At 40.4% G+C, this 16,869-nt stretch carries 15 protein-coding genes; 6 read left to right on the top strand and 9 right to left on the bottom strand.

Going from position 1 to position 16,869, the window contains the following annotated elements; translation table 11 throughout:
• Positions 1-108: 108 nt before the first annotated feature.
• Positions 109-381: a hypothetical protein gene (locus FJOH_RS18465; RefSeq protein ID WP_123875703.1), complete on the top strand. Its 273-nt coding sequence runs from the start codon at positions 109-111 to the stop codon at positions 379-381.
• 59 nt (positions 382-440) lie between these two features.
• Here FJOH_RS18465 and FJOH_RS18460 read toward each other — a convergent pair whose 3' ends face one another.
• From FJOH_RS18460 to dinB, 4 genes are all read right to left on the bottom strand, one after another.
• Entirely contained in the window at positions 441-887 is a 447-nt protein-coding gene (locus FJOH_RS18460; RefSeq protein ID WP_012025552.1) for a hypothetical protein, read from the bottom strand.
• Positions 888-898: 11 nt separating this feature from the next.
• Complete coding sequence (locus tag FJOH_RS18455) at positions 899-1,525, bottom strand: SOS response-associated peptidase (RefSeq protein ID WP_012025551.1); 627 nt, start codon at positions 1,523-1,525, stop codon at positions 899-901.
• A gap of 289 nt (positions 1,526-1,814) precedes the next feature.
• Positions 1,815-4,868: a DNA polymerase III subunit alpha gene (locus tag FJOH_RS18450; RefSeq protein ID WP_012025550.1), complete on the bottom strand. Its 3,054-nt coding sequence runs from the start codon at positions 4,866-4,868 to the stop codon at positions 1,815-1,817.
• Positions 4,869-4,871: 3 nt separating this feature from the next.
• Positions 4,872-6,053, bottom strand: a complete 1,182-nt coding sequence (dinB, locus tag FJOH_RS18445; protein ID WP_012025549.1) for a DNA polymerase IV — start codon at positions 6,051-6,053, stop codon at positions 4,872-4,874.
• A gap of 432 nt (positions 6,054-6,485) precedes the next feature.
• On the opposite strand from dinB, the gene FJOH_RS18440 reads away from it, so the two are divergent.
• The gene (locus FJOH_RS18440) at positions 6,486-6,932 is read left to right on the top strand and encodes a response regulator (protein ID WP_012025548.1); all 447 of its coding nucleotides are present in this window, start codon (positions 6,486-6,488) and stop codon (positions 6,930-6,932) included.
• A 74-nt stretch (positions 6,933-7,006) separates the two neighbouring features.
• On the opposite strand, the gene FJOH_RS18435 is transcribed toward FJOH_RS18440, so the two are convergent.
• The gene (locus FJOH_RS18435; protein ID WP_012025547.1) at positions 7,007-7,297 is read right to left on the bottom strand and encodes a DUF6965 family protein; all 291 of its coding nucleotides are present in this window, start codon (positions 7,295-7,297) and stop codon (positions 7,007-7,009) included.
• Positions 7,298-7,460: 163 nt separating this feature from the next.
• Here FJOH_RS18435 and FJOH_RS18430 point away from each other — a divergent pair, with 163 nt between their 5' ends.
• Positions 7,461-7,880: a DUF1810 domain-containing protein gene (locus tag FJOH_RS18430; protein ID WP_012025546.1), complete on the top strand. Its 420-nt coding sequence runs from the start codon at positions 7,461-7,463 to the stop codon at positions 7,878-7,880.
• Positions 7,881-7,945: 65 nt separating this feature from the next.
• Here the strand turns inward: FJOH_RS18430 and mobC are convergent, their stop codons facing one another.
• Genes mobC through FJOH_RS18415 form a run of 3 tightly spaced genes read right to left on the bottom strand, consistent with a single transcriptional unit; the run spans position 7,946 to position 11,596 of the window.
• On the bottom strand, positions 7,946-9,934 hold the full coding sequence (gene mobC / locus FJOH_RS18425; protein WP_012025545.1) for a conjugal transfer protein MobC: 1,989 nt from the start codon (positions 9,932-9,934) through the stop codon (positions 7,946-7,948).
• A gap of 19 nt (positions 9,935-9,953) precedes the next feature.
• Positions 9,954-11,219: a relaxase/mobilization nuclease domain-containing protein gene (locus tag FJOH_RS18420; RefSeq protein WP_012025544.1), complete on the bottom strand. Its 1,266-nt coding sequence runs from the start codon at positions 11,217-11,219 to the stop codon at positions 9,954-9,956.
• Positions 11,207-11,596 (bottom strand): plasmid mobilization protein, encoded by a 390-nt coding sequence (locus tag FJOH_RS18415; RefSeq protein ID WP_012025543.1) that lies wholly within the window; start codon positions 11,594-11,596, stop codon positions 11,207-11,209. Before FJOH_RS18415 ends, FJOH_RS18420 begins: the two co-directional genes overlap by 13 nt.
• Positions 11,597-11,888: 292 nt before the next feature.
• Between FJOH_RS18415 and FJOH_RS18410 the strand changes: the two genes are divergently transcribed.
• From FJOH_RS18410 to FJOH_RS18400, 3 genes are all read left to right on the top strand, one after another.
• On the top strand, positions 11,889-12,179 hold the full coding sequence (locus tag FJOH_RS18410) for a hypothetical protein (protein WP_012025542.1): 291 nt from the start codon (positions 11,889-11,891) through the stop codon (positions 12,177-12,179).
• A 205-nt stretch (positions 12,180-12,384) separates the two neighbouring features.
• Positions 12,385-13,908, top strand: a complete 1,524-nt coding sequence (locus tag FJOH_RS18405; RefSeq protein WP_012025541.1) for a MauE/DoxX family redox-associated membrane protein — start codon at positions 12,385-12,387, stop codon at positions 13,906-13,908.
• A gap of 78 nt (positions 13,909-13,986) precedes the next feature.
• On the top strand, positions 13,987-14,256 hold the full coding sequence (locus FJOH_RS18400; protein ID WP_012025540.1) for a DUF6520 family protein: 270 nt from the start codon (positions 13,987-13,989) through the stop codon (positions 14,254-14,256).
• An 81-nt stretch (positions 14,257-14,337) separates the two neighbouring features.
• Here the strand turns inward: FJOH_RS18400 and FJOH_RS18395 are convergent, their stop codons facing one another.
• Entirely contained in the window at positions 14,338-16,842 is a 2,505-nt protein-coding gene (locus tag FJOH_RS18395; RefSeq protein ID WP_159436634.1) for a S9 family peptidase, read from the bottom strand.
• Positions 16,843-16,869 lie beyond the last annotated feature (27 nt).

Below are 16,869 nucleotides of genomic sequence, written 5' to 3'. Positions count from 1 at the left end.
AGTCAAATGTGAACTTCGTTTAAATTGCAAATACTTTGCTTTAGTTTGATAATTAATTGAATTACTGCGATTTGTGATATGATTGTAAATTTAGTAGAAAAATGCAGTATGTACAGCCACACACTTACATTATCTACTGCCAGAGCACCCATTCCAAATGAGGTTTGTATAGATTTTGTTACATCCCTGATCAACACAGGTGCTGCAATGGTAGAATATTTTGGATTTGAGATAGACCACTGTGAAGATTATTTGGAGGAAGATATGGCGCAAGTCAATGAGCAGAACTGTTATTTTGAGTTTTATTTTGATACGGAATTTCCAATAGATTATGACATGCTTTCTGAAAAACAGGTTGATCATATTTGTTCGAAGCAATAGAAAAATCCGATGGAATTAAACTTCAATCCGATGGGAAAGACATTTTGATTTATCTGTGACTATTCCTGGTCATGGTCAATATCAGTACTATTATCTGAACTGCCCAGAAGAGCGGGGTCATCAATTCCCGGCTGAAAATATCTAAATCCGCCATTGCCATCGTCAATTAATCTGATGGAATCTGGCCAAATTACATCAACAGTAACTTTGTCTTTTATGTATTTTTCGATTTCAGGCAGCACAATATCAAAAACTTCTTCCATTTTTTTCTCATATAGTTTTTGAATATCTTCCGGTGTTAAATTCTCTGAGTTATCCTTGACAGAGGATAAAATAAATTCTTTGAGATGTTCCTGAGCAGACATGATATGGTCTGTATATGGATCATCTTCTTCAAAGAACCCCATAACTTCCGGGTTGTGTTCATATTTGAAATGTGTTTTGGAATAGAGTTCATCCAGAAAGAATTTAACAAAATGATCTGCAGAAAATACTTTATTGCCCATAATACGATATTTTATTTAGTTTGAAATGCGATAAGGTTCCCTTCATAGGGAAAGGCAAAGTCTTCTATTTTAACCGACTGGTCCAGCCAAGCAGTTTCATCCTGTTTTTTCAGCATGATTGGCATCCTGTGCTTGTGGTTGTGCACGAAGTCCATTATCTTATTGGCCTTGGTGGTCACCATGGTGTAGGTGTTTTTAATCTCATCGGTTACCGGATCCGTCCACGTGGAATACAAGCCTGCAAAAGTGAAGATTTCATCATCCTGCGAATTGATCTGATATTTGTCTTTGTTTTTTCCTTTTTCGTCATTCCAATGCCATTCGTAATAAGCTGAAGCGATTATTAGGCAGCGGTTATGTGTTATATTTTTGAACGATGCTTTCTCGTCGATGGATTCGATTCGGGCGTTGAGCGTATTTTTTCTAAACTCAATGTCTTTTGCCCACGAAGGCAGAAGCCCCCAAGTGTAATCCGTCGTGATAAGGTGCGGAGAGGAATTGAGTATAACAGGGATGTTGGGATGGGAAAAACCGTTTATAAAATCCGACTGCAGATAGGTCTCCTCGTTGTCGAGTTCCGCATTAAATCGTCTTTTTAGGTCTTCTATCGAGGCATTCTGCTGGGTGTAATAACACATAATTTTCCGTTTTAAGGCTGTTAATAATGTCTTATCCTGACACAAATTTGCCCTTTTAAGGGCTCTTGTATTTTTCTTTGCGCTTAAGTTTGGTAAAACTCATCTTATGGAAACCTGCCCAATAGATATCAAGCGTATTGAAAGGCTTATAAAAGAAAATGAGCGACGAAAAAAGCTTCTTTGGAAAAGAAACAGCAGAAAACTGCTGTGCTGCATGCTTATTTTTCTTTCTCTTTTTTTACTTCTCTATCAAATTTAATTCATTCTTAGGACTTTACATAAAAAAAAATCAGAATTTCATTCTGTGGCGCGGCAGATTGATTTCATGCTCCTGCGGATAAGGCTGGCGGTGGGTGCTGCTGACATCCTGTTTGATATTGTGCTGTGTGGTATACCTCTTGTCCGAGTCCGAATATCTCGGATCGGGAATAAAAGGCATTTTCGCCATCCTTGAAATGGTGATGGTAGGAAAATGATAGTCAATTTCCACGGTTCCCAAAAGCAGGTAGCAGCCGCCTCCCTGAAAAGGATTATTTACAAGACTGTCAGGGAAATGCGCCGTATCAAAATAGGCTCCTTCATGGTCGATCCATGTTCCGAAATACATATTTCCCCTTTTTGTCGGCACCTGTTTGGTCGAGATCAGGTAGGCCAGCATGCGGACTTGCTTTTTATGGTATTTCAGAAGATCACGCACCATCACATCCCCACGGTGTCTGGTCTGCAGCAGATCAAAAACGGTGCAGGATATGGGAAAATTCAAAAGTTCGATTTCATCAAAGGCATCCTCAAATACCGAGCGCTCCAGAACTGGCAGCTTAAATTCCTTTGCCGGCTGCTCAATGAGCATAAGCCCGCGGTTTTCGGGCTTGAAATTATTCATCAGAAGACTTACCTGCACCAGCAGCTGGTTTTTGGTTTTTCCCGTAAAACGGAAAGCTCCTATGAAAATTAGCACCTTTACATTCTCGATGCCCATCGGCACCCTGTTTATGAAATCCTCCAGCGATTTATAAATGCCGTTTCTATCGCGTTCATAGGCGATAAACTGGGAGAGTTTGGAATCCAGGCCCTGCAGGTGCATAAAACCCAGATAGATATCAGTGCCATATAATGAAGTCTCATATTGGCTTTTATTCACACAAGGGGTGTGTATGACAGCGCCGGCCATTCTGGCTTCGTGAACATATATTTCAGTGCGGTAGAAGCCGCCCTGATTATTGATTACGGCTACCATAAATTCAACAGGGTAGTGCACCTTCAGGTAAAGGCTCTGGTAGCTTTCCACGGCGTAGGATGCAGAGTGCGCCTTGCAGAACGAGTAGCCAGCAAAGGATTCGATCTGCCGGTAGATTTCACGGCTCAGCTCCTCGGGATGCCCTTTTGCAGAGGCGGCAACAAAAAAATCGTCCTTTACTTTCTGAAGAGCGGCTTTGGAGCGTCCCTTGCCTGACATGGCACGTCTGAGGATATCTCCATCTGCAGCTGACAGCCCGCCATAATGTAGGGCAATTTTGATTACGTCCTCCTGATACACCATAATCCCGTAGGTTTCCCCGAGTTCCTTTTCAAAGACCGGATGGAAATACTCAAATTTTGAAGGGTTATTGTGGCGGAAAATATATTCCTTCATCATTCCCGACTGCGCCACTCCGGGGCGTATGATGGAAGAGGCGGCCACAAGGGTTTTATAATTGTCGCATTTCAGGCGGCGAAGCAGTCCGCGCATGGCGGGGCTTTCGATATAGAAACACCCGATTGTCCTGCCTTGGGCAAGATACACGTTTGCGGACTGCTCGTTTTTTGACAATCTCGTGTCGCGGATATTGATTCGAATACCTCTGTTCTGCTCAATTATTTTTACGGTATCATCAATATGCCCGATTCCGCGCTGGCTCAGGATATCAAATTTGTCAAAACCGATATCCTCTGCCGTATGCATGTCAAAGAGCACGATCGGAAATCCTTTTGGAGGCATTTCCAGCGGGGTGTAATTGGTCAGCGGCTCTTCGGAGATCAGAATCCCGCAGGAGTGCATGCTTCGCATGTTGGGATATTTCTCGAGCATCATGCCGTACTGCTGCACCAGACTCACTATCGAGTTGGTCTGGTGAAGCTTCATGGGATTTTTTGCCAGCAGATCAAGCTCATCTTTCGGCAGGCCGAAAACCTTGCCTACTTCACGGAAAATGGAGCGGTATTTAAACTCAACATTTGTCCCGCAGAATGCCACATTCTCATAGCCGTAGCGGTCGAATATGTATTTCAGGATCACATCACGTTCTTTCCACGACCAGTCGATGTCAAAATCGGGAGGGCTTTTGCGGTTTTCGTTCAGAAAGCGTTCGAAATACAAGTCAAGCTCCAAAGGGCAGATATCGGTTATTCCCAGACAGTAGGCAATGATGCTGTTGGCTCCAGAGCCCCTTCCGATATGCAGAAAACCCCTGCTGTTGCTGTAGCGAATGATATCCCATGTAATGAGGAAATAGCCGCAGAATTCAAGGTCATTGATCACTTTGAGCTCTTTCTCCACGCGTGCCTTTGCTTCGGGATTATGGCGCCCGTACCGCCATACCAGACCTTCTTCTGCAAGGGTGGTCAAAAGGGCAATGTCCCCGGCTTTATTCTTGGTGTAATGCTTTTTGTTTTTAGGGCTCTCGAAATCATACTGGAAATTGCAGTGTTCGATAATGTACCGTGTATTCTGGATGATCAGCGGATAGTCTTTATATAAATCTGTAAGTTCGGTTTCGGGAATCATCATGTCGGATTTTTGGCAGCAGTCCTCAGACCCGAGTTTAGACAGAAGCTCATTGAGGTCAACGGCGCGTAGGATCCTGTGCAGGTTGTATTCCCTTTTGGTGCGGAATACCACCGGTCGCAGGATAACCATTTTTGAAATCTTCTTTTTTAGCTCTGGCATATAAAGCCTTGAGAGCTGGTCAGGCCTGATGCCGATAAATTCATTATCACCGAGCTGCGCCGGTGCATTTTCCAGAGCATAGATAAAATAAACCGATTCAAAAGCAGGAGCTTTTTCCGGAAGCGGCGCACCGGTGAAATTATGATCGGTCAGAAAGCGGTTCATCTGGGCAAGCCCCGCGGCATTTTTGGCCAGCCCGATATAACGAAATTTATGCCTGCAGCGGAATTCTATCCCGACAAGAGGTTTTATGCCCGAGGCTTCACAGCCTTTTATGAAGTCATAAATCCCCGTCACGGTATTGATATCGGTCAAAGCTGCCGCCGTGACACCGCAATCGGCTGTCTGCCTGATCAGATCATCCAGCGGAATGGTGCCGTAGCGCAGGGAATGAAAAGAGTGGCAGTTGAGGTACATGATTTATTTTTTGCGTTTTAAAATTTCGTCTTTATTATTGGGTTTGAAAGATGCGCCGGCGCATCGCATCACGGCATCAAATCCGTAACGGGTCTTCATCCTGTCCATGGCCTGATAGAGCGCGAGCATTTCTTCGGTGTCATTGAACAGGTCGATTTGATAGGTTCCCCTGACAAGGCCGCTGAATCGCACACCGATAAGGCGCAGTCTCATGCGGCGCTGGTAGAGTTTGGCAAAGAGATCCGTCACGGTCTGGGTCAGAATATGATCCGCTGAGGTGTAAGGCACACGGGACTGCTTGGTTTCGGTATCAAAATTGGCGTACCTTATTTTGACGGTCACCGTTGAGGTGAGCCACTCTTCCTCGCGGAGCTGATAGGCCAGTTTCTCCACCATGCCCTGAAGGATCCTGTTCAGCTTCAATACATCAATGGTGTCCTGTGAGAAGGTATGTTCGGTTGAAATTGATTTTCTTTCCGTGTAGGGCTCTACAGGATTGTTGTCAATTCCATTGGCTTTTTTCCAGAGTTCCGTGCCGTTTTTGCCGATCATCTGCTGGAGTGATTCGGCTGGCATTTCAGACAGTGTCTGGATGGTGCGGATGCCGATGCGGGAAAGAAGCTCAAAGGTTTTCTGGCCGACCATAGGGATTTTTCTAATCGAGAGCGGATTTAAAAAAGACTGCACCAGATGTTCGGGAATTTCAAGATTCTGTTTCTGCTTTCCTTCACCTGTTCCTATTTTGGATACCGTCTTGTTTATTGAAAGTGCAAAGGTGAGGGGTAGGCCTGTTTCTTTTGTGATGCGCTGCGCCAGCTCATCGGTCCATTTGTAGCTGCCGTAAAATTTGTCCATTCCGGTGATGTCGAGATAAAACTCGTCAATACTTGCCTTTTCTACCACGGGCGCTTTTTCCTGGATTATCTCGGTAATGTCGTGGGAGAGCCTGGAATAAAGTTCCATGTCGCCTTTCATTATTTTGGCCTGCGGGCACAATTTCATGGCCATGTGAATGGGCATGGCGGACCGCACGCCGAATTTTCTGGCCTCGTAGGAACACGAAGCCACCACGCCCCTTTCTCCTCCGCCGATAATCAGAGGAATCCCGTTAAGTTCAGAATTGGTTAGTCTTTCGCAGGAAACGAAAAACGTGTTCATGTCAATGTGTACAATTGCCCTTGTCATAATTTCTACCCGTTTATACAGATCAAAATTAGTAACAGATAATAACATTTTTAAAATCTATAATGTTATAAATAGTAACAAAATTCTGAAATGCTTATTTTACAGGGGATTTGAAAAGCAGATTTTACAGCTAAAAGATGTTTATTCAGAATTTACGCATCGACAATTTAAATGAGATTTTTTTTGAAAAGGGTGAAGCGGGTATTTTTTAAGGAATGAAAATTATGCAGTTAAATTCATTTTTCTTTTTGTAATATTGACGTTAAATATGAATTCAGTGATTATTTTGTGAGGAAATGACCTATCTTTGTAAGCTATTAACCGCTCGACAGATATAATTCGATTATTTATCGATTTTCAAAAAGCTGTACAAAAATGGCTTTTGCAGATTTTTAGATTCTTGTCTTCTGTAAATGCATAAATTTCTAAGCCATGTTGCAACAAAATAATTCTTATAAGATTATTTTTCACGCAGATGATGATGAGGATGACAGAATGCTGTTTATGGATGCGGTCACTGAGCTCAATCTGCCAATTAAGGTGCAGCAGGCCGAAGACGGGCAGAAACTTCTTAACTGCCTGTACAGTCCCGAATTAGAAATTCCCGAAATTGTATTTCTTGATATTAATATGCCCGGTAAAAGCGGATTTGAATGTCTTGAGGAAATACGAAATTGGGAAGATCCTTTGAAACAGATAAAAATAGTTATGCTTTCAACGAGCAGCAATATTGAAAATGTTGAGCTCTCTTATAAACTAGGAGCTGATCTTTATGCCGTTAAACCCAGCACGTTTCACGCGCTTAAAAGTCTTCTTACGGAAATCCTCAAATTGCAGTGGAATGCCTCCTGGAATAAAAAACAGTTTCTTGTTACTTGAAATAAATATAAATTTAGAAGCCAAAAAAAGCCGTACATCAAATTTGCACGGCTTTTTTTTTGAACACTTACGTCTTATGATGCGGATTGAGTTTTTGCAGGAGCTTTTTCAGCAGAATACTCAGCGGCTTCCTCTTCTGTTTTCTCCACGGCATCCTGCTGCGCAGTCTTTTTCTTGAGAATATAAAAGTCTCTCAGATGCCACCACGCCGGGCACATGTCAAGCGGCCCATTAAAGGTGCGTATTCCTGTGTAACAGCTTTTTAGGAAAAGCTGCGAGTCTGTGATTTTTGCCCATGGCTTCCAGTCTACCTCCAAAGGCGGGGGACTGCTTTCAAAGTATCGTTTAATTTCTTCCGGATTCATAATGCAAAATTAATTTAAAATCATTTTTTCCGCAAAGTTTCAGCAATAGAAGAACATAAAACTTTAAAAATTGCTTTGCTGCTAAAAGGTATTTTTTTTGATTTTATTGATGTAAATTTATATGAACTTTAAAATTTCTCAACGTTTATAATTTATATGAAATATGTATGACCTTCACCGATTCATTGAAGCCCAGAGTAAAACGTATGATGATGCGCTTAGAGAAATCCAGAATGGTAAGAAACAGACACATTGGATGTGGTTTATATTTCCGCAGATAAAAGGGCTGGGTTTCACGGATTACAATATATTTTATGGTATTGAAAACCTTCATGAAGCCCAGCGGTATTACGATCATCCTGTGCTGGGAAAAAGGCTTGTTGAGATTACAAATGCACTGCTTGAGATTGAAAACAAAAGCGCACTTGAAATTATGGGAAAACCGGACGAAAGAAAACTCAGGTCCTGTATGACTTTATTTAGCCTTCTGCCCAATGCATCTGCCTGTTTTTTACATGTGCTTAAGAAATACTATGATGGAGAAAGGGATGAAAGAACTATTGAAATCCTTCGATTTCAATAAAAAAAACTACTTTCGGCCGTCCAGATATTTAAAAAAGGAAATCAAAATGCTACGTGTAAAACTGCTTAATTTTTCTTCTTAATAATGAGATGTTTCAGATGACGGCTCTCGGAAATACGGTCCATTTCAGATTCAGAAAGTTCATGGATTTCCTCTCTGATCATGGTATAATTCCTGTTCACCTGTGCATTGTCCAGATTACGGATTGGTTCAATTTCCTTGTAGTTGTCCATTTCCTGCCTAAGAGCATTATGGTCGTTTAAAACCTCGCAGTGGAATGTCTTAAGCTCAATTTTACAGTCCGGATTATCGGCGGTCATACCTACAAATTCACCTGAACTTAATGATGCTATTTTTGAGGCCGGGACTGCGGATTCCAATTGTCTAGAACGGCTTATCGAAGTCTCGGAACTATTGATGGAAAGACTTTCACGTTCCTGCATTATTTTTCCAAAACGCTCGGAGAGCTGTTTTGCGGTATCTCCTGTCACTTGTCCGGATATAATATTTCCGGTGATATTCATGATCACATCTGCTTGTTCACGGCCGTAATCTTTTTTAAGCTGGCTCAGGTCCTGTATGCCCAGAGTCGTGCTTACTTTATTGCTTCGTGCGGTGGCAATAAGGCTGTCGATATTGTTTAGATAGACGGTGGGAAACTCATCAAAAATAAGACTGCTTTTTAGTTTGTCTTTTCTATTGGCAAGCTTTACAAGCCTGCTGATATAGAGTGAAAGTACCGCTCCGTAGGTCTGTATTTTCTGCGGATTATTCCCCATGCACACAATTTTTGGAGCATCAGGATTGTTAATGTCTAGGGTAAAATCATTTCCGGAAAGCACATAATAGAGCTGGGGAGAAGAAAGTCTTGCCATTGAAATTTTTGCTGATGCAATCTGGCCCTCCAGCTGCTCGGAGGCATTATTTAAAAACGCACTGACAAATGGATTGATCAGCACCTCAATCTCCTTTTCAGAGCGCAGCAGTGTGAATAGAATCTTATAATCGAGCTGCATAAGTTCGATGACATGCGGCAGGGTACAGAACTCTCCATCGTTGAATTTTCTGAGATACCAGATCACCGCCGTCAGGAAATTTATTGGTGACTCCACAAAGAAATCACCCTGTTTTCTGATCCATTCACGATTTAATCCAAGCAAGATGGTACGGGCTGATTCTGCTGCATCGGTTATGTCGGTCATTGAGGAAGGGTCTAGGGGATTACACCTATGGGTGCGGGAGAGGTCATCAAAATTAATGACATAAAACTCTGGTACAACCTTGTATAAATGTCTGTGCTTTAGATAAGCATTATATACAATTCTGGTCAGGTCATCAAACTTAAAATCATAGACAAACATGCTGAATCCTTTTGCTATATGCTGGGTAATAATATGAAGTATCACGAAATATGATTTTCCGGATCCAGGCGAACCGCAGACCAGGACGCCCCTGAAAGGGTTTATGATGTTGATCCAGCTTTTTCGAATCTTGTCACGAAGGTAATACTGCGCCGGAAGATTAATAGAATATTCATTTTCAAGGAGTCTTTCTTCCTGCGGAAAGGTTTCATTTTCTTTATTGAATATGTCACGGCTGTTCAGGCTTCTGCTGACAATCCTTGTCAGTAAGGTACCAGCTGTAATTATTAAAAGCAGACCAGAGCTGGTGGTTAAAACATAAATCAGAAAAACGATTTCTAAACTGCAGCCAGTCTGGAGAATAAACCAGCCGGCAAAATAAAAAAACAGTCCGGCAAGCAGAAAAAGCACCGCTTTCTTTAATTTTAATTTTTCATTTTTCCTTCCTTTTGCACCGAGAAGTGAAATCAAAACAAAGAGTAGCGCCAGCAGTTTTGATTTGTGGAAATAACTAAATAAACCTGCCCTGGAGATATTCTCAAGAATCCTGTCGCTGAATTGCGAGACCAGGCCGAGCTGTTTGAAAACAAAGTAGCCGTAGTAATAAAAATGGATTGCTAGAAGCACGATGCTTATCAGGCGGGTCATATCTAAAATTTTTCTCAGTGCCTGTTCATTTTCCCCTGTGTTCATAACTGTAAAATTTAAATGATTAATTATTGGAGAGTCCTTTTCTTTTTCTGTTTTTCCTTTTTCTCTTGAATTCTTTCGGAATATGTCCACAGTAAAATTCCTTTTCGAACAGGGTCTGTATAATCTCATTCAGGCCGGCTGTCGGAATTTTTTTCATCTCCAGAATTTCCTTTATTTCAACTAGTGCCTTCAGCTGTGGAGAGGAAGCCTTATTTTTTATTTCACTATCGGAATCGCTGCATTTTTTTGAGATGGCAGCGGCAGAAAATTCCTTTCCTAGCTCACTTCCGTTGCAGATCTGTTTTGTAACATGATCAACATAGGTCAGCCCAAACAATCTGCCGTCTGAAGAGATCCTTTGTACCATGGAAATCCCAATCTTGTCAAGCTCTTCTGATAGCTGCGGCAGGGCAGGCCGTCCATCCTCGAAAATATTCCTTATGGCATTTTTTATCCTAAGCCCAGGACACTGATTTTTAAGTTTGTTCTGCTCGAATTTTTTCTCCAGAAATTTAAGTGTAGGGCTGCTGTAAAAATCACTTGCTTTAATGGGAACTCCGGTATGATTTCCTTCCTTGTCCAGTATGCGGTAGACCAGCCCTCCAGCTTTGAAGATTCTTGAATTTTCAGAGCCCCTGTCGGCGCTGACATTATAGAGATTCAGAACCGCATTGAGCTGGGGAAGACTTCTAAACTGATAATTATGAAGCACAAAATCAAGCACCTTTGCAACAGCCTTTTTCGACTGTAATTTTCCATAGTTTACAGCAGTTGTTTCAATTGGTATTATTCCATAACTGATTTCTTTAACCCTTCCCTGTGCTTTTACCAGGTTAAAATCATTTTCTATTTTGATACGCGCTGCCTCAGACTGGTTTCGACCGATATTCTGCATGTCAATCCTTTTCCCGTCCGGTCTCACCTTTATCGAAATGATATGAATGTGGGGATGAGCGGCATCAAAGTGCTGATAGACTAAATAGGGCTGCTGGCCAAAACCGATTCCAGACATATAACTTCGGGCAATATCAATCAGTTTTTCAGCATCCAGGTCTGTTTCAGACGGATGAAAATTAAGTGAAATATGCACGCTTCCCCTCTTAACGTTCTCGTTTAATTCAAGCTGTGAAAGCAGATGGTTTATTTTAAATGAGACGTTCATTTTATCATGATCGGCAGGATAGTTTTCAGCTCCTATACACAGGGCATTATCCTGGGAAACTTTGTTTTCATTGTAATGAAAAATGCGCCGGATCGATGTTCCGGTTTTAATTACAGCGACCATTTGGCAACGAGTTCCAGCACACAATTTTTTATGTTTTCAATGGCTTCAAACAGTTTGTCTCTGTCCTGCTGAAAGGATAAAATCCAGTTTTTAAATTCTGAAATCTGCCCAAGAGAATGCAGTTTTTTTACTGCCTGATTGTAATTGTTTCCAATGGCATTGAGCTCAGTTCTAAGTCTGCTGATTTCTATGACCAATTCATCAACGGATGTATTTCTGTACTTTAAAACGACGGGTTTTCCAAGCATATTCTTACGGGCATAATCGCTCATTTTTGGACACAGTGATTTTTCAAATCCGATTTTTAAAATTTTCATTTCATCTGGCGTCAAGCGCAGGTGGATCCATTTGGTACGGGTGGTGTTTTTCTCTTTCATTTTGCATCATTTTCATTTCTATCCCATTTTAAATCCTTTAAAAATCACTGCCAGCGAGTTCCGAGCGAAAAGGCAGCCGGATTTCGGTTGTGATACAACCGGACATCTGGCAGATTGCGGCAAGCGGGGCAATCTTACAGCGCTTTTATGATAAAAGCTAATTTTTAAAGTCCTGACGAAGATACGACGGGCGTTTGGATTGATCCTATCCCTATCAAATTTTGAGTAGGGTGTTTAAGGTGGCAAAAACTAACTTTACAGTTTTAAATTATAAATTAAAAACTTTGAAATTATGATGACAAAAAATGATGCGGCAAAGGTTTATGATACTGTTTTAAGTATCCCTTCCATGAATGAACCAGTGAGAATGGATTTGAAGATTTCAAGAAAAAACGTACTGCTTTTAAGCCATCTGATCCACCACGGATTATCGACTGAAAAAGACAATTCGATTCTTGCAGAGAGTATTTCTGCGGAAGATTTAAACGAACTGAAAAACATTGCCCAGGAGTGTCTGGTGAAAGCCAATCTTGTGGAATTGAATTTAAAGCTTCTGTCACTTTCCGAAGATGTAAAGCATTAGAATAAGGTTTCTAAGAAGTAAAAAGGTGCATGCTGAAAAAATATTCGGTATGCATCTTTTTTAATTTTTCAACTAATTACTGGCATGTTTTAGACATATTTTCGCACGTTTTTGAAACCTGTTTTTCGATTTATTCGGTCTAGCTTTGTAAAAGATTTCACGTTGGTTCGGTCCTGTAACGGAATATTAATTTAGATATGAGAATATGAAAGTCCAGTTTAATTTTAGGAGTGCGGTTATTGAAATTATCTGTATGTTATATGTCCTGCTTTTTGTCTATGCGGCAACAAGCAAATTATTGGATTTTCAGCATTTTAAAATTGAGCTAGGACAGTCGCCTTTACTGAGTGCGTTTGCAGAATGGATAGCGGTTCTGGTTCCGGCCGCTGAATATATTACATGCCTGCTTCTCATTATTCCAAGATTTAGGCTGACGGGATTATTCTTAGCTTATGGGTTAATGGTAATGTTTACGGTTTACATTTTTATTATTCTGAACTATACGTCCTTTGTGCCCTGTTCTTGCGGAGGAGTATTGGAAAAACTGGATTGGAAGTCACATATGATTTTTAATCTGGTCTTTGTATGCTTAGCTGTACTGGGGATTCTTCTTCATGTACGCAGAAATAAAATGAATGGTCATCAGATTAAAAGAGTAAAGATAATAAGAGCATTCTCGGCGGTGACAGTTTGCGGTATCTGCATAGTAAGTATATTGTTTATAATTTCAGAAAACATTATACATTATCACAATAAACTGACCAGACGCTTTCCACAGACACCAATTCAGCAGGAGGCGGTGGCCGATCTGAAACTGAATTCGTTTTATATTGCAGGGGTTGACGACTCACATGTTTATTTAGGAAATACCACCGCTCCTCTTTTAGTAACTACTTTAAATACGCGTTTATTTAAAACAGATGAAAAGATGATTGACCTGGCGCGCAAAGACCTGCCGTTCCGCGCCGTTAAGATCTCCGTGCAGAGCCCATATTTTTTTGTTACCGATGGTACTATTCCTGTTGTTTTTAGGGGAAGAATTCAAGAATGGAAAGCTAAACTTGTATTTATTGGAGGTGAATATTTCACGACGGCTTTGGCCTTGGATTCCTTAACGGTTGCCGTAGTCACTAATAATTCAAAAACGGGTGATAATGTTCTGGGTACCATTACCGTTGGCAAGAATGGAAAAACAATCTTAAATCCGTTAATACTGCAAAAGCAGGTGGATGGTGTTTTTGATACTGACGGCCATCTTCTTTACAGCAAAGCGATGGATAAGGTTGTGTTTCTGTACTACTATCGGAATCAGTTTACTATTGCGGACAAAAGTTTAAAAATTACGGACAAGGGGACTACAATTGACACGATAACAAAAGCCCAGTTAAATATTGTCCGGGATAAAAAGCACCACCAGCGAAAGTTTTCCAGCCCTCCTTTGTTTGTGAATAAAAACTGCAGCTTATATAGAAATTTACTTTTTGTTAATTCGGCTATACCAGGGCGTTATGAAGATGACAGAATATGGAAAGAAGCCAGTATTATAGACGTGTATAATTTAAACGACAAGAGCTATCTCATGAGCTTTTGCATATACAATCTGGAAGGTAAAAAAATGAAAAGTTTTACTGTACTGGATGATAAGATATATGTACTTGTAGGAACAAAGATCATTCGATATAAAATAGGGATGAAAATCACCTCAAAATATATAACAAAAGACAAATAATCTATTGGCCAAGTAGCAGGGATTTGATCGAAAACCTGTAAAAAAGAGTAGATCATTAACCATATAAATTATATTATTATGAAATCAAATGTTTTTAAAATTGGTCTTCCGATTGCAGTGATTGCATTTGGTCTGGCCAGCGCGGCAAGTACAAGCTCGATCAATAGTAGTTCAAAACCACTGGCACAAAATGGTTATGAACATATTTCTATATCTTCAGCCTGTAATGTACCGGTAGCCTTCTGTGACGAAATAGAAGGTCAAAACTGTACAGCTCCTGAAACTGGACGTCAGCTGTATTCACAGCCATCGAATTGTGTAACCCCTCTAAAGAGAAGTAATCCGTAAGGTGCTGTTTTAGAAAAAAGGATGCCTCAGCTGTTTACAAACGGCGGAGGCATCTTTGTTTATTATATGTAGTAGATAATTTTATTGATAGTAAGTACTAAACCACTCTTTTTTATTAGCACCTTTCAGGTAGGAATTAAACCACTCCATAATACGAATGTTCAGATCTGTTGCATTCTGCTTTTGTTCCAAACCATGTTCCTCATCCGGGTAAAACAGTAATATATGTTCTTTATTCTGCCGTCTTAATGCGAGATAAAATTCCATACTTTGCTGGGAATTTACGTGACGGTCCTCGGCTCCTGCCCAACTAAGCAGAGGTGTATTGACACCTGAAGCTAACAGTACAGGGGAATTTTCGAGGTAGCTCTTCATATCTTCGAAAAGTGATTTTCCAATGCGGAGCTGGTGGTTTTCAGTCCGGAAAAAATCAGGTCTTCTAAAAGTTGGACCTACATATAAATAGGTCGATATGAGATCCGTTATTGCGGCGCCTGATACAGCAGCAGCAAAACGGTCAGTCTGTGTAATGATCAGATCGACCTCGTAGCCTCCGAAAGAATGTCCAATGAGACCTACCTTTTCAGGAGCTACAAGTCCTTTGGCTATTACTGTGTCTACAGCCGCAAGAACACTATTGGTTACCGTTTTTTTTAGATTTCCAAATTCATAATTAATATCAGGAAACAAGACAAAGTAGCCGTTAGCCGTATAATTATGGACATTGAAGCCATCGTCAGAAATCAGTGAAGGATTTACATAATCATTTAAGTAACTGAACTGACGCTCATAGATGTGCACTACCATAGGATATTTTTTATCCGCTTTGAAATTCGAAGGGTAGAAGAGAATACCTTTTGTTTTGATACCATCGGAAATGTATTCAATTTTTTCATTTCTGCTCCAGTAAAAATATTTCTGCTGGGGGTTGCTCTGCATGATTTCTTTCGGCTTGGTATCATATAGCATTAACTTGGGTGGCGATTCAAAGTTTTCGGTCACGTACATATAAATGTCTTTATCAGCAGCTTTTTTAATCTGGCTTATTTTTTTGCTTTCCCAGACCATATCCTTCATACCGGATTTTATGCTCCAATAACCCAGACCTGTCTGAGCTGTTTCTTTATCGGAGGTTTCCAAAAGAAGTCTCTTTTTTAGGTCCAGCGAATTTTTATTAGATTCGGTTACACTTTGTAAAGGATCAGAATTGAAGGTCTTAATGCGAAAAGTCTTTTGCATTTCCCTCCCTTGAGTTAATCTCTTTTTTATTTTTCCGTCTAATGATATCTTCCAAAGATCATATTTATCATAGAGAATAATTTCACCGTCAGTAGTCCATCCCCCAATGCCGTAAGACGGGTTTTCTGATGGTCGGTTGTTATCCTCTGCAAAAAATGAATTAGGTAGATCAATTGTAAGACAGGTATGAGTGTCCTCCATAATGCTGTAGATCCACCATTGTCCATTTTTAGCATAGCACAGATGAGCCCCGTCAGGCGATCCGGATGGTTTTTCATCCATTGTATAATTCATTATTACAGGTTTTCGATTGCCGTTTTTTAGATCCATAATGTACAGATCAAAAGGGCAGAATTGTTTGCTTTGCGGTTCGTAGGCAATCGGATCATAAATGAAGGCGGAATTATAATCCGTACTTAGAAATCCATTTGAAAACTTTCTATCTGTAATCTGAATAACGGTATTGTCCTGCATATTCCAGACAGCCATTTTATCAGATGTTTTAGGATTACTTAAATATTTTCTGTAATCAAACAAAAGTTTATCTTTTGTATTCCAGATCTGAACTTTTTTGGGATCTGTTTTTTGTAGCAAGTCATTATGTTCTTTAAGCCATATAATTACATTTCTGCCGTTTTCTGAGTGCATTGCATTTCCAATAGGAGAATCCGTAATCTGCATTCCCTGAGGAAAACCCGAACTTTTTGAATCCAGTGTATTAAGTTTGGCTTTGGCTACATTGTAGTAATAGAAACAGGACTGCCCATGATTATGGCTCATAAAAGAAATCCCGCCTGCTTTCCAGAAAAGTTTTTTTACCGGCACATTATGATTTGTGGTTAGTATCCTTTTTTCAATTTCATTTTTAAATAGAATTAATTCCGTATTGTAAAGATTATGCTCTAAAGAAGTATAGATTAGCCCGTTTTGTTCAGGATCAAAACAATAACTGGATATTTCTTTTTTTTGATAAATTTGGTTTCCGGCCATATTTCGGATCTCAAGATTTAGTTTTTTATCGGACGTTTTCACAAACAAAACAATAAATTTATGGTTTGCCGAAAAATCAAAAGCAACTGTGCTTGAAACTATATCCGTTTTTCCGGTCTTAAGATTCTGGAGATATAAGGTATCATGCGAGATGCACGCAAACTGAAGTTCGGCATTAAATTTACCTGTTGTGCAATGCGGGAAGAGGTACTTTTTAGTAAACTCAGCTTTCTGCAAAACCAGTGTGTCTGTATCTGTATAGGGGTAATGCAGACGGTAGCTGACCCATTTTCCATTGTTTGAAATTTTCCCTGCATATAATTTGCTCCAGAGTTGGTAATCAGTTGGCGTCAGCATTCTTTTTTGGTTAACCTGTCCCAAAAG

This window comes from Flavobacterium johnsoniae UW101, from assembly GCF_000016645.1.
GTDB classification, from domain to species: Bacteria; Bacteroidota; Bacteroidia; order Flavobacteriales; family Flavobacteriaceae; genus Flavobacterium; species Flavobacterium johnsoniae.
The sequence above is the reverse complement of the archived record's forward strand: the minus strand, read 5'-3'. Positions and strand labels throughout refer to the sequence as shown.

Excerpts from the sequence above, each read along its gene's own strand:
- FJOH_RS18465 (WP_123875703.1), top strand. The coding sequence starts at position 109 with ATGTACAGCCACACACTTACATTATCTACTGCCAGAGCACCCATTCCA.
- FJOH_RS18460 (WP_012025552.1), bottom strand. The coding sequence starts at position 887 with ATGGGCAATAAAGTATTTTCTGCAGATCATTTTGTTAAATTCTTTCTG.
- FJOH_RS18455 (WP_012025551.1), bottom strand. The coding sequence starts at position 1,525 with ATGTGTTATTACACCCAGCAGAATGCCTCGATAGAAGACCTAAAAAGA.
- FJOH_RS18450 (WP_012025550.1), bottom strand. The coding sequence starts at position 4,868 with ATGTACCTCAACTGCCACTCTTTTCATTCCCTGCGCTACGGCACCATT.
- dinB (WP_012025549.1), bottom strand. The coding sequence starts at position 6,053 with ATGACAAGGGCAATTGTACACATTGACATGAACACGTTTTTCGTTTCC.
- FJOH_RS18440 (WP_012025548.1), top strand. The coding sequence starts at position 6,486 with ATGTTGCAACAAAATAATTCTTATAAGATTATTTTTCACGCAGATGAT.
- FJOH_RS18435 (WP_012025547.1), bottom strand. The coding sequence starts at position 7,297 with ATGAATCCGGAAGAAATTAAACGATACTTTGAAAGCAGTCCCCCGCCT.
- FJOH_RS18430 (WP_012025546.1), top strand. The coding sequence starts at position 7,461 with ATGTATGACCTTCACCGATTCATTGAAGCCCAGAGTAAAACGTATGAT.
- mobC (WP_012025545.1), bottom strand. The coding sequence starts at position 9,934 with ATGAACACAGGGGAAAATGAACAGGCACTGAGAAAAATTTTAGATATG.
- FJOH_RS18420 (WP_012025544.1), bottom strand. The coding sequence starts at position 11,219 with ATGGTCGCTGTAATTAAAACCGGAACATCGATCCGGCGCATTTTTCAT.
- FJOH_RS18415 (WP_012025543.1), bottom strand. The coding sequence starts at position 11,596 with ATGAAAGAGAAAAACACCACCCGTACCAAATGGATCCACCTGCGCTTG.
- FJOH_RS18410 (WP_012025542.1), top strand. The coding sequence starts at position 11,889 with ATGATGACAAAAAATGATGCGGCAAAGGTTTATGATACTGTTTTAAGT.
- FJOH_RS18405 (WP_012025541.1), top strand. The coding sequence starts at position 12,385 with ATGAAAGTCCAGTTTAATTTTAGGAGTGCGGTTATTGAAATTATCTGT.
- FJOH_RS18400 (WP_012025540.1), top strand. The coding sequence starts at position 13,987 with ATGAAATCAAATGTTTTTAAAATTGGTCTTCCGATTGCAGTGATTGCA.
- FJOH_RS18395 (WP_159436634.1), bottom strand. The coding sequence starts at position 16,842 with ATGCTGACGCCAACTGATTACCAACTCTGGAGCAAATTATATGCAGGG.